The organism is Colwellia sp. (genome assembly GCF_013214175.1).
Lineage (GTDB): Bacteria > Pseudomonadota > Gammaproteobacteria > Enterobacterales > Alteromonadaceae > Colwellia.
Genome location: NZ_JABSPA010000008.1, coordinates 173,643 through 186,979 on the forward strand (window position 1 = coordinate 173,643; position 13,337 = coordinate 186,979).

At 39.5% G+C, this 13,337-nt stretch carries 10 protein-coding genes; 2 read left to right on the forward strand and 8 right to left on the reverse strand.

All coding sequences use genetic code 11. The annotated features are described in order from the left end of the window. Window positions 1–53 precede the first annotated feature (53 nt). Window positions 54–1,112, forward strand: coding sequence for a DUF2971 domain-containing protein (locus HRT55_RS17610; protein WP_291623306.1), 1,059 nt, complete (start codon window positions 54–56; stop codon window positions 1,110–1,112). 66 nt (window positions 1,113–1,178) lie between these two features. Here the strand turns inward: HRT55_RS17610 and sucD are convergent, their stop codons facing one another. The 8 genes from sucD to sdhC form a co-directional block, all read right to left on the reverse strand. Beyond that, window positions 1,179–2,051, reverse strand: a complete 873-nt coding sequence (sucD, locus tag HRT55_RS17615; RefSeq protein ID WP_291623308.1) for a succinate--CoA ligase subunit alpha — start codon at window positions 2,049–2,051, stop codon at window positions 1,179–1,181. Further along, window positions 2,051–3,217 (reverse strand): ADP-forming succinate--CoA ligase subunit beta, encoded by a 1,167-nt coding sequence (gene sucC / locus HRT55_RS17620; protein WP_291614853.1) that lies wholly within the window; start codon window positions 3,215–3,217, stop codon window positions 2,051–2,053. The genes sucD and sucC overlap by 1 nt, the downstream gene beginning before the upstream one ends. A 231-nt stretch (window positions 3,218–3,448) precedes the next feature. Then, complete coding sequence (gene odhB, locus HRT55_RS17625; RefSeq protein WP_291623310.1) at window positions 3,449–4,918, reverse strand: 2-oxoglutarate dehydrogenase complex dihydrolipoyllysine-residue succinyltransferase; 1,470 nt, start codon at window positions 4,916–4,918, stop codon at window positions 3,449–3,451. A gap of 63 nt (window positions 4,919–4,981) precedes the next feature. Further along, on the reverse strand, window positions 4,982–7,792 hold the full coding sequence (locus HRT55_RS17630; RefSeq protein ID WP_291623312.1) for a 2-oxoglutarate dehydrogenase E1 component: 2,811 nt from the start codon (window positions 7,790–7,792) through the stop codon (window positions 4,982–4,984). Between the two features lie 236 nt (window positions 7,793–8,028). Then, window positions 8,029–8,736: a succinate dehydrogenase iron-sulfur subunit gene (locus HRT55_RS17635; RefSeq protein WP_291614847.1), complete on the reverse strand. Its 708-nt coding sequence runs from the start codon at window positions 8,734–8,736 to the stop codon at window positions 8,029–8,031. Window positions 8,737–8,760: 24 nt separating this feature from the next. Next, the gene (gene sdhA / locus HRT55_RS17640; RefSeq protein WP_291623314.1) at window positions 8,761–10,530 is read right to left on the reverse strand and encodes a succinate dehydrogenase flavoprotein subunit; all 1,770 of its coding nucleotides are present in this window, start codon (window positions 10,528–10,530) and stop codon (window positions 8,761–8,763) included. Further along, the gene (sdhD, locus tag HRT55_RS17645) at window positions 10,531–10,878 is read right to left on the reverse strand and encodes a succinate dehydrogenase, hydrophobic membrane anchor protein (protein WP_291623316.1); all 348 of its coding nucleotides are present in this window, start codon (window positions 10,876–10,878) and stop codon (window positions 10,531–10,533) included. After that, the gene (sdhC, locus tag HRT55_RS17650) at window positions 10,872–11,246 is read right to left on the reverse strand and encodes a succinate dehydrogenase, cytochrome b556 subunit (RefSeq protein WP_291623318.1); all 375 of its coding nucleotides are present in this window, start codon (window positions 11,244–11,246) and stop codon (window positions 10,872–10,874) included. The genes sdhD and sdhC overlap by 7 nt, the downstream gene beginning before the upstream one ends. A 559-nt stretch (window positions 11,247–11,805) precedes the next feature. Between sdhC and HRT55_RS17655 the strand changes: the two genes are divergently transcribed. Further along, window positions 11,806–13,092, forward strand: a complete 1,287-nt coding sequence (locus HRT55_RS17655; protein ID WP_291623320.1) for a citrate synthase — start codon at window positions 11,806–11,808, stop codon at window positions 13,090–13,092. Window positions 13,093–13,337: the final 245 nt, after the last annotated feature.

A 13,337-nucleotide genomic window follows, 5' to 3' on the forward strand; every position in this document is an offset into this window, starting at 1 on the left:
AAAAATAGGATACTGAGGGCATAAAATCCCTTAAGATTAGTAACTTACTATTTATGTCATTTTCTTATACTGTTAAATACCCTATCAAGGTACAAATATTAAATAATGAATACACTTTTTCCTGTATAGATTATCCACAGTGTGAAGTAGAGTCAGTTGATTTTCATAAAGGGTTAAATTCCATACAAAATGTAGTCGAAAATTTAATTTGTAAGATAAGCCAAGAGAACAAGTATATTACCCCGCCATCAAGTTTAAAGCAGGTTAAAGACACAAGTTGCGATGCTGCACTTTATTGTGAAGTTGAAGTACAAAAATATTATAGTGCTGTGCCAGAAACTTTGTATTACTACCTCCCCATCTCTGAAATACTTTTCAAAATGCTCATAAATCCATATATTTGGTTCTCAGACCCCAAAGAATTTAACGATCCATTCGAACTACCAGATGTATTTGAACGACAATGGACACCAAAAGAAGAGTGGGACGATTTTGTATTTGTATATAACCAACAAACTAAACTCGACATATTTAAGAAATATCAGACATCCCAAGAAGCGTATATTGATATAAAAGCAAATTCAGAAGCTTTGATGCAAAAAATACTGAGTTTTAAACTTGAGTGCCTATCAGAAACAATAAGCAAAGCTCGTGTTGCATGTTTTTCAAGGTATTATGACAATATATTAATGTGGTCACATTACTCAAAAAAACATACCGGAATAGTAATCGGTTACGACTATGCCTGCATTGTAACTGAAAAGAGTGGAATATTTGGTGGTGATGTAGATTATAAGGTGCATCAAGATAAGATTAGGGCTGGAAGTTATTCAGGTGATATTAAAAATGTAGCCTCCAAAGAGTTCATAACTAGGTCATTACTTACTAAACACCCATCTTGGTCATACGAGCAAGAATATAGGCTTATAAATTCAGAGGACTCAAACGGAAGGTACTCTATAAGTAAAGGGAGTATCAAAGAAGTGTATTTTGGCTGTGAAATAGACCCCGATATAAAGAAATCAATCTTAGCGTTGCTAGTAAACGATAAAATAGATTTTTACGAAATGAATAAATCTCATGACATTAACCTTGACCGGATAAAGATTTAAAAAAACCCGCCTTCTCTATTAGAAAAGGCGGGTTTTTATTAAGATTTACAAGCTGTAAGCGTTAGCCTACCAACCTGTTTTCTCTTTAAGTGCTTTGCCGATATCAGCTAAAGAACGAACAGTTTTAACACCCGCCGCTTCTAATGCTTTAAATTTCTCTTCAGCAGTACCTTTACCACCAGCGATAATCGCGCCAGCGTGACCCATACGCTTACCTTCTGGTGCAGTAACACCAGCAATGTAAGATACAACAGGTTTAGTAACATGTGCTTTGATGTATTCCGCTGCTTCTTCTTCAGCAGTACCACCAATTTCACCAATCATTACGATTGCTTCAGTTTGAGGATCGTTTTGGAACATTTCCAATACGTCAATGAAGTTAGTACCTGGAATTGGATCACCACCAATACCTACACAAGTAGATTGGCCGAAACCGAAATCAGTTGTTTGTTTAACGGCTTCGTACGTAAGCGTACCAGAACGTGAAACAATGCCAACTTTACCTGGTAAATGGATGTGACCTGGCATGATACCAATCTTAGTCTCGCCCGGAGTGATAACACCTGGACAGTTAGGACCGATCATGCGAACGCCAGTTTGATTAAGCTTAGCTTTAACATCAACCATATCTAAAGTTGGAATACCTTCAGTAATAGTGATGATAATTTCAATGCCAGCATCAATAGCTTCTAAAATTGCATCTTTACAGAACGGAGCTGGAACATAGATAACTGTTGCTGTTGCGCCAGTTGCTTCTACTGCTTCACGAACTGTATTGAATACTGGTAGGCCTAAATGCGTTTGACCGCCTTTACCTGGGCTTACGCCACCAACCATTTGTGTACCGTAATCAATCGCTTGCTCTGAGTGGAAAGTACCTTGACCACCAGTAAAACCTTGACAGATAACTTTAGTATCTTTGTTAATTAAGATAGACATTATTTTCCCTCCGCAGCGGCTACAACTTTTTCTGCAGCATCAGTTAATGATTCAGCAGCAATGATGTCTAAGCCAGAGTTTTTAAGAACTTCACGACCTAATTCAGCATTTGTACCTTCAAGACGTACAACAACAGGTACTTTAACGCCAACTTCTTTAACAGCGCCAATAATACCTTCAGCAATCATGTCACAACGAACGATGCCACCAAAGATGTTAACTAAAACAGCTTTAACGTTTTCGTCAGATAAAATGATTTTGAATGCTTCAGAAACACGTTCTTTGTTTGCACCGCCGCCAACATCCAAGAAGTTAGCTGGCTTGCCGCCGTGTAAGTTAACGATATCCATAGTACCCATTGCTAGGCCTGCACCGTTAACCATACAACCAACAGTACCATCAAGAGCTACATAGTTTAGCTCCCATTGTGCTGCATGTGCTTCACGTTCATCTTCTTGAGATGGATCGTGGAAAGCACGCATTTTAGGTTGACGGTAGATAGCATTACCATCGATACCAATTTTGCCATCTAAACAGTGAAGATTACCTTCGTCAGTAATAACTAACGGGTTAATTTCAAGTAGTGCGAAATCACAATCTTCAAACATTTTTGCAAGACCTAAAAAGATCTTAACAAATTGCTTCATTTGCGTAGGGTTTAAGCCAAGTTTAAAACCTAATTCACGTGCTTGGTAAGGTTGAGCGCCAACTAGTGGGTCAATTTCAGCTTTGTGAATTAATTCAGGAGTCTCTTCAGCAATCTTCTCAATGTCAACACCGCCTTCGGTAGATGCCATGAAAACAACTCTTTGTGAAGCACGATCTACAACAGCGCCAAGATATAACTCGTTAGCGATGTCAGTACAGCTTTCAACTAAAATTTTAGTTACTGGCTGACCATTAGCGTCTGTTTGATAAGTAACTAAGTTCTTACCTAACCAGTGTTGAGCGAAATCTTTGATTTCTTCTTTAGATTTAACTAGCTTAACACCGCCAGCTTTACCGCGTCCGCCTGCGTGTACTTGAGTTTTAACAACCCACATATCGCCGCCAATTTTATCAGCCGCTTCGGCAGCTTCTTGAGGTGTATCGCAAGCGAAACCTTCAGAAACTGGTAAACCATATTCAGCGAATAATTGTTTCGCTTGATACTCATGCAAATTCATGGTGTTTTATCCATTTATCTGTAAATAATGACAGTCAATTGCACTTCTAAGAAGTACTGAGAGTCTGCCCGTGAAAAGTATCTCGATTATAGTATAAACGCTCTAATGACGGTAGCCATTAGAGCAAATACTATAGTCGAGGAACTAAATTTTTATAGCTTAAGTTTTTTGTTATCGTTTTCTTAATAAAACAACTTAAAAAACGACTTAGCTATCAAGTTAACTATCTACTTATATATCTAAAAGAAGACGTGTAGGGTCTTCTAACAAATCTTTGATTGTTACTAAGAAACCAACAGACTCTTTACCATCAACTAAACGGTGATCGTAAGATAATGCTAAGTACATCATAGGTAGAATTTCAACTTTTCCATCAACTGCCATAGGACGGTCTTGGATTTTATGCATACCTAAGATTGCCGCTTGCGGTAAGTTGAGGATAGGTGTTGAAAGCAATGAACCAAAAACACCACCGTTAGTGATAGTGAAGTTACCGCCAGTCATTTCAGCCATTGAAAGCTTACCATCACGACCTTTAAGCGCTAATGCTCGAATACCATTTTCAATACCGGCCATGCTTAATTGATCTGTGTCGCGTAATACTGGAGTAACTAAACCACGCGGAGTAGAAACTGCAATAGAAATGTCGAAGAAGTTATGATAAACAATATCATCGCCGTCAATTGAAGCATTGATTGCTGGGTAGCGTTTAAGCGCTTCCGTTACCGCTTTCACGTAGAAAGACATAAATCCTAAACGGGTATCATGGGTTTTCTCAAACAAGTCTTTATATTGCTTGCGAAGCTCCATAATTGGCTTCATGTTAACTTCGTTAAAAGTTGTTAACATGGCCGTTTCATTTTTAGCTGCTAATAAGCGTGTCGCGATTGTTTTACGTAAACGTGTCATAGGTACACGTTTCTGTGTACGCTCACCTAAATCTTGAACAGCTGGTGCAGGGGCTGCGGCTTTTGCTACCGGAGCTGCTGCTGGCTTATTGGCTGCTGCAGCAACGTCTTCTTTAGAAATACGACCACCTTTACCAGTACCAACAACATCTGCTGCTGTTAAGCCTTTTTCTGTCATTAAACGACGTACTGAAGGGCTAGCAATTTCATCGCTGCTTACTGCATCTTCGGCAGTCGCAGTAGCAGTAGTATTCGCTGTAGCACCGGCGTTAAGTTCGCCAATTTTTTGTGCGCCTAAAACAGTATCGCCTTCAACATGGATAATTTTACCAATTACGCCATTGTCTTGAGCAACAACTTCAAGTACTACTTTATCTGTTTCAATATCAACTAAGTTTTGGTCAACTGATACAGTATCACCTTCGGCTACATGCCATGTAGCAACAGTCGCATCCGCTACTGATTCAGGTAAAACAGGTACAACGATATCAATAACTTTAGTTGCGGTTGCAACTGGTGCACTTGCTGCTGCAACCGGTGCTGGAGCCGCTGCGCCGCCTTCTGAATAGGTACCAATTACTTGGTCGCCTAATACAGTCGCGCCATCCACTTGACTAATATCAGTCATAACGCCATCACAAGTAGCTGGGACTTCTAATACTACTTTGTCTGTTTCAATATCTACTAAGACTTGATCACGGGTAAATTTTTCACCAACTTGTACATGCCAAGTTGCCACTGTTGCATCAGCAACGGATTCTGGTAATACCGGAACTTTGATTTCGGTTGTCATTTTATAATTCCTTACAAACTTTCTATACGCTCACTTGTTGAAACAAGTAAGCGCACTAAAGGGTTAATCTAATGTTAACGCTTGGGTAATAAGCGCTTGCTGTTCTTTCACATGAACTGACATATACCCAACAGCAGGTGCTGCTGAAGCCTTACGGCCTGCATAAGTCAAATAAGTACCTTCAGGGATAGCAGCTCTAAAATGATGCTGTGAACAATACCAAGCACCTTGGTTTTGCGGCTCTTCCTGACACCAAACAAATTGCTTCACATGTTGGTATTGTTTTAATACCGCTTGTAGCTCTTGTTCAGGGAATGGGTAAAGTTGCTCAATACGTACAATAGCAACATTATTAAGTTCATTTTTACGGCGTTGATCTAATAGCTCGTAATATACTTTACCGCTACAGAACACTACACGCTCAACTGCACTGGAATCTAATTCGTCTATTTCACCGATAACATTATGGAACACACCCGTGGCCATTTCTTCTAATGAAGAAACCGCTAATGGATGACGTAATAATGACTTAGGTGACATAACCACTAATGGACGACGCATAGGGCGAACCACTTGGCGGCGTAACATATTAAATACTTGCGCAGGTGTTGATGGTACACAAACTTGCATATTATGATCAGCACAGAGTTGTAAGAAACGTTCTAAACGTGCTGATGAATGCTCTGGACCTTGACCTTCATAGCCATGTGGTAACAACATAGTTAAGCCACATAAACGGCCCCACTTTTGTTCACCTGAACTAATAAATTGGTCAAAAACCACTTGCGCACAGTTAGCAAAATCGCCAAATTGTGCTTCCCAAATAGTTAAACCAGCTGGCTCAGCCGTAGTGTAGCCATATTCAAAAGCTACTACTGATACTTCTGACAATACCGAGTCATGAATATCAAATGGACCTTGACCTTCACGGATATTTTCTAATGGTGAATAAGTACTGCCATCATCTTGATTATGTAAAACTGCATGACGATGGAAGAAGGTGCCGCGACCTGAATCTTGGCCGGTAATACGAACACGTTTACCAAGATCAACAATAGTTGCATAAGCTAAGTTTTCAGCCATGCCCCAATCCAGTAATTTTTCACCTTTAGCCATTCTCATGCGATCATCATAGATCTTCTTAACACGCGAATGTACAGGGTGACTTTCTGGAATAGTGGCAATTTTCGTTGCTAAGTCTGTTAGTTTATCAAGCTCTATTGCTTTATCGTAATCATCATCCCACTCATGACCAAGATAAGGGGTCCAATCAACAGAATGTTCTGTCATTGGACGCCATTGCTCAACAGTACACTGACCTTCATCAAGCAATTTACGGTAATAAGCAGTTAGCTCATCAACTTTTGCTTGCGTCAAGCTGCCTTCTGCGGCCAATTTTTCTGCGTATAATTGACGTGGTGTAGGATGCTTTTTAATGATTTTATACATCATTGGCTGAGTAGCACTTGGCTCATCAGCTTCATTATGTCCATGACGGCGATAACAAACTAAATCGATAACCACGTCACGTTTAAATTCATTACGGTAATCAAGGGCTATTTGGGTTACTAAAATAACCGCTTCTGGATCATCACCATTTACATGTAAAATTGGCGCCTGTACCATTTTAGCAATTTCAGTACAGTATTCACCTGAGCGGGTATCTTCTGCTACTGAAGTAGTAAAGCCAACTTGGTTATTAACCACGATACGTACCGTGCCACCCACTTTAAATGCACGCGCTTGCGACATGTTAAAAGTTTCTTGCACCACACCTTGACCGGCAATAGCCGAATCACCATGAATGGTAATAGGTAATACTAAATCACCTTGGTCACCTTCAACACCGCCGCGTCTATCTTGTCTAGCTCTTACCGAGCCAATAACAACAGGATTAACAATTTCAAGATGCGAAGGGTTAAACGCTAAGGCTAAATGAACATTACCGCCAGGAGTAACAAAATCTGAAGAATAACCTTGATGGTATTTCACATCACCCGAGCTTGATATTTCATCATGTTTACCGGCAAACTCATCAAATAACTTTGATGGATTTTTACCCATAACATTAACTAATACATTTAAACGACCGCGATGTGCCATGCCCATAACCACTTCTTTAGTGCCAGCAGTACCAGCGCGAGTGATTAATTCTTTAAGCATGGGAACGAGTGCATCACCACCTTCTAATGAAAAGCGTTTTGCACCTGGGAATTTCGCCCCTAGATATTTCTCTAAACCATCAGCGGCAATCAAACCTTTAAAGATTTCGGTCTTTTCATCAACGCTCAAATTAGCTTGTGACTGAACTGATTCAAGACGTTGTTGTATCCAACGTTTCTCATCAGTTGAGGTCATGTGCATATATTCAGCGCCAATAGAACCACAATAGGTAGCTTTTAAGGTTTTAAATAACTCACCTAACTTCATGGTCTCTTTGCCAACAGCAAATGAGCCTAAATTAAATTCTTTATCAAAGTCGTTTTCTGATAAGTCATGATGCGATAATTGCAAATCACGAACTTTATCGCGTTGCCATAAACCCAAAGGATCTAAATTAGCGTTTTGATGACCGCGGAATCTAAAAGCATTAATAAGTTGTAATACTTTTACCTGTTTAGCATCTCCACCGGAAACAACAACTTGTTTTTGGGTTTGTTTTGCTAAGGTTTTAAATTCTTCACGGATAGCACTGTGGCGGTATTCCACCTCACTGCCTTCGACTTTAGGGAGTTGACCGAAGATTTCTTGCCATTCTGTTGATACAGAGGCGGAGTTATCTAGGTATGATTCGTACAATTCTTCGATATAAACGATGTTGCCACCGTTTAAGTGGGAAGACTCTAGCCAAGCCTTCATTACACCTTCTGGCATTGCCTTGTTCCTTTGCTGGGGGTAAAGCAATTAAAATTTATAACCATTGTAAGTTCAAAATAAACCTAAACGGTTACGCTAAAAACATATTTAATTTAACAGGGTATTCCATTTAAAAGCTAAACGGACAGTTTAACTGAAAAGTATAATACCCTGTTTATTCTTGCATATAAATCAATAAAGTAAACTTAGACTAAAGCAGTAGTTAAAGTAACTTTAGCTAAGCTTAAATGTTATTAAACCGCGCGGTTTAATAACATTGATTTAATATGACCAATAGCTTTGGTTGGGTTTAATCCTTTTGGACAAACATCAACACAGTTCATAATACCGTGACAACGGAATACGCTATAGGCATCTTGTAAATCATCTAAACGCTCTTCTGTAGCAGTATCACGACTATCAATTAAGAAGCGATAAGCATGCAACAAACCTGCTGGACCGATAAACTTATCCGGATTCCACCAAAATGAAGGACATGAAGTTGAACAACATGCACATAAAATACACTCATAAAGGCCGTCTAATTTTTCACGTTCTTCAATTGATTGTATGTTTTCACGCGCAGCGGGTTGAGCATCGTTGATCAAGTATGGTTTAATTTTTTCATATTGCTGATAAAATTGTGTCATATCAATAATCAAGTCACGCACTACCGGTAAACCAGGTAGTGGACGTAAAACGATAGTTTTCGCTTTTAACTCTGATAATGGCGTGATACAAGCCAAACCATTTTTACCATTCATGTTTAAACCGTCAGAGCCACATACACCCTCACGACATGAACGACGGAATGATAAGGTTGCGTCTTCTTCTTTCAAAAGAATAAGCGCATCAAGAATCATCATATCAGAGCCTTCAGGCACTTCCAGCTGATAATCTTTCATGTATGGCTTAGCGTCTACATCAGGATTGTAGCGGTAAATCGAAAAATTTTGTTTCATCGTATATTTCCTACAATTAAGTCCTTAGTAAACACGTGCTTTCGGTGGGAAAGCTTCGCGGTGAACAGGTTTCATATTAACAGCACGTTTTGACATTGCTTCAGTTTCAGGCGTGTAAACTGAGTGACATAACCAGTTTACATCATCACGTTCAGTGAAATCTTGACGAGCATGAGCACCTCGAGATTCCGTACGGAAGTTCGCTGCTTTTGCTGAACAAAATGCCGTTTCCATTAAGTTATCTAACTCTAAACACTCAATACGTTGAGTATTAAACTCAGAAGACTTATCATCTAAACGGGCAACTTTAAGACGATCACGAAGCTCAGTTAATTCAGTCATGCCTTTAGCCATGGCTTCTCCTTCTCGGAAAACCCCAAAGTTCATTTGCATACACTGTTGTAAATCTTTACGAATTTGTACTGGGTCTTCACCTTTCGTAGAAGACTCCCAACGATTAGTACGAGCAAGTGACGCTTCTAAATCAGACTCAGAGGCATCGGTGCCTGATTGAGTTTCATTTAAGTAAGTACCTAAGAAGTTACCTGCAGCGCGGCCAAATACCACTAAATCAAGTAATGAGTTACCACCTAAGCGGTTAGCTCCATGCACAGATACACAGGCAATTTCACCTACGGCAAATAAACCTTCAACGATAGTTTCTTTACCATCAGTGCCAATGTTAAGCGCTTGACCATTAACGTTAGTCGGTACACCACCCATTTGATAATGACAGGTAGGAATGACTGGAATTGGCTCTTCTGCTGGATCAACATGAGCAAAGGTCTTAGATAATTCACAAACACCGGGTAAACGTTTGTATAAGGTTTCGCGACCTAAGTGATCAAGTTTTAACTTAATGTGAGGACCGTATTGAGGATGGTCACAACCACGACCTTCACGAATCTCTGTCATCATTGAACGAGCAACAACATCACGACCCGCTAAATCTTTTGCGTTTGGCGCGTAACGCTCCATGAAGCGTTCGCCGTCTTTGTTAAGTAGATAACCACCTTCACCACGACAACCTTCAGTAACTAATACACCCGCACCCGCGATACCGGTTGGGTGGAACTGCCACATTTCCATGTCTTGCATTTGAATGCCGGCACGAAGTGACATACCAACACCATCACCAGTATTGATATGAGCGTTAGTAGTTGAGGCGAAGATACGACCAGCACCACCAGTAGCAAGTACAGTAGCACGGGCTTTAAAGTAAACAATTTCACCGGTTTCGATACAAATAGCGGTAGTACCTACAACAGCACCGTCACTATTTTTAACTAAATCTAAAGCATACCATTCAGAGTAAACGTTAGTTTTGTTTTTAACATTTTGTTGGTACAAACAATGTAGCAGCGCATGGCCAGTACGGTCAGCAGCAGCTGCAGTACGTGCAGCTTGCTCACCACCAAAGTTTTTAGACTGGCCACCAAACGGACGTTGGTAAATTTTACCATCTTCAGTACGAGAAAAAGGCAAACCCATTTTCTCTAGTTCAATGACAGATTCAGGACCTACTTTACACATGTATTCAATAGCATCTTGGTCACCGATATAATCAGAGCCTTTAACGGTATCGTACATATGTTGTTCCCAGTGATCTTCATGGGCATTACCTAAAGCAACGGTAATACCACCTTGAGCAGATACTGTATGAGAACGAGTTGGAAATACTTTAGAAATCAAGGCACAAGATTTGCCTGATTCAGAAATTGCTAATGCAGCGCGCATACCTGCGCCGCCTGCGCCAATAACTATGGCGTCAAATTCACGAATTGGAACGCTCACTTATACACCCCACACGGTTAAAAAGCCAAACACTAGGTAGGCTAATAAGATAACTGAAAATACAAATTGCAAAGCACCGCGATAAAACGCTGGTTTAACGTAATCTGACAATACTTGCCATACGCCAATTTTAGCGTGAGTAAGTAAAGCTAACAGTGCTAAGACTGTTGCCACTTTAACGCTGGTACAAGCAAAAAAACCTTGCCATAGTTCAAAGGTAACGCTCGGTGTTACCACAAAAAAACCGGCAAGCAGTAAGGTATATAGAGCAAGAATGATGGCACTCGCTCTTAAAAGGATAAAATCATGTACGCCATTTCGGCCTACTGATGCGACGACGTTTACCATAACCAAACTCCTATTACTGCTGATACTGCTAACCAAATAATCATGATTAATTTGGCTGTGGCATTACCTGAAGCTAATTCTTCAAAATGACCCATATCCATAAATAAGTGGCGAATGCCGGCTAATAAATGGTAAGTCAATGCTGAAAGACAGCCAAAAATAATGAAGCTAAAGAATAAGCCATCAAGGTAACCTTGAATTTGACTAAATCCTTCTGCAGAAGAAAGAGAGATGGAAAGGGTCCACAATAAAATGCCAATAGCAAATACCATAATTACACCAGAAATACGGTGAAGTATTGAGGCATTAGCTGCCGGGTGCATTTTAATTGTAGTTAGATCTAGATTTACAGGACGTTGTTTTTTCACAATTGTTGCCTAAAGAGCTCGAAAGCCTTCAACTTTTATTATTGTTACTCATGAACTACCTTTATCTAGTTGATTTCAAAACGTCACATTTGCAACGTAAAACAATAAAATAAAAGTAATTCCCGAAAGTGAACGGTATCTTTACACCCATTTTTGACGAGCGTACCGATCGTATACAATTCTAACTAACTTCATTACACGATTCTAGTTAGATTTTGTAATATGACACAAAAAAAATTAAAGCAAAATGAATCATCGATCGAATAGAAAAAGCTACAGAACATAAGGATTATATAATCGATAACAGTGAATTACAATTTTACCAAACCCTAAGATTTGTCATGGGTTAGTTTTTAAACGATTTTTTGTGCTGTATTAAACTTTAGTATAATTACTCTTACATTTTAAATTGATTTCGAGGTAGAATGTCGCCAGTTTGAAAAACCCAAGAAAAGTCACAAAACTGATTATTTATTCACTAGGCTTAGTACGTGAATTGAGCAAGTTAGTCGAATGTCAGTAAATGTAAATAAATTATAATTGATAGGGGAAAAACATTATGGCTGAATTAAAAGCCACTCTGAGTATTGATGGCAAAGAAATTGGACAGTTTTCAATTTTAAAAGGTACTGCTGGTACCGACGTAATTGATATTAGAACTCTAGGTAGCCATGGCTATTTCACCTACGACCCTGGCTTCTTAGCTACGGCATCTTGTGAATCCTCGATTACGTTCATTGATGGTGATAAAGGTATATTGCAACATCGTGGTTATGCCATTGATGATTTAGCAAAAAAAGCTGATTACTTAGAAGTTTGTTATATCTTATTGAATGGTGATTCACCAAGCCAATCCCAATATGATGAATTTAAAAGCATCATCACTAACCATACTATGGTGCATGAAAAGTTAGCCCACTTCTTCCAAGGTTTTTTACCTGATGCGCATCCTATGGCGATGGTTTGTGGTGTTGTTGGCGCGATGTCATCTTTCTATCACAGTGACTTAGATATCACTGACCCTGCACAGCGTAAACGTAGTGCTCATAGATTAATTGCTAAAATGCCAACTATCTCGGCAATGGCTTATAAATACAGTGTTGGGCAACCTTTTGTTTACCCACGCAATGAGCTGTCTTATGCAGAAAACTTCCTGCACATGATGTTCTCAGTACCTGCTGAAGAATATATAGTAAGTCCTATCATAGCGAATGCTATGGATAGAATCTTTACTTTACATGCTGATCATGAACAAAATGCTTCAACGTCTACCGTACGTTTAGCGGGTTCATCTGGCGCTAACCCTTATGCTTGTATTGCAGCGGGTGTCGCTTCTTTATGGGGACCAGCACATGGCGGCGCTAATGAAGCCTGTTTAACTATGCTTGAAGAGATAGGCACGTTAGACAGAGTTGATGAGTATGTTGCTAAAGCGAAAGATAAAAATGACCCTTTCCGCTTAATGGGCTTTGGTCATCGTGTATATAAAAACTTCGACCCTCGTGCAACGGTAATGCGCGAAACATGTCACGAAGTATTGAAAGAACTAGGTATTAGCGATCCACTACTTGATGTTGCTATGGCATTAGAGAAAGTAGCACTTGAAGACCAGTACTTTATTGAAAAGAAATTATACCCTAACGTAGATTTCTACTCAGGTATTATTCTTAAAGCCATTGGTATCCCGACAAGCATGTTCACAGTGATTTTTGCTATGTCTAGAACAGTAGGTTGGATTGCTCACTGGGATGAAATGTTATCTCAACCGGGTCAAAAAATCGGTCGTCCTCGCCAAAAGTATACTGGTGACATTAACCGTGAATTCGTACCATTAAACAAAAAATAATGACTTAATTAAAAATTATTAAGTTAAAAAGGCAGCATTTGCTGCCTTTTTTGTGTCTATCTTTTGGGAAAACCCTCAAACAAAGCATAACCTTAGTCTATACTTGCTATTCACAAAAGAAATACTCGCTAGTGGTGATTACTAGAGATAAAGACACTTTTGATAGATAAGCAACTAAATTCCATTCCACTCCCTGCAGCTAGCCGTTATAATATCATTCTCAAATCTCTCACTTTCACAATAAG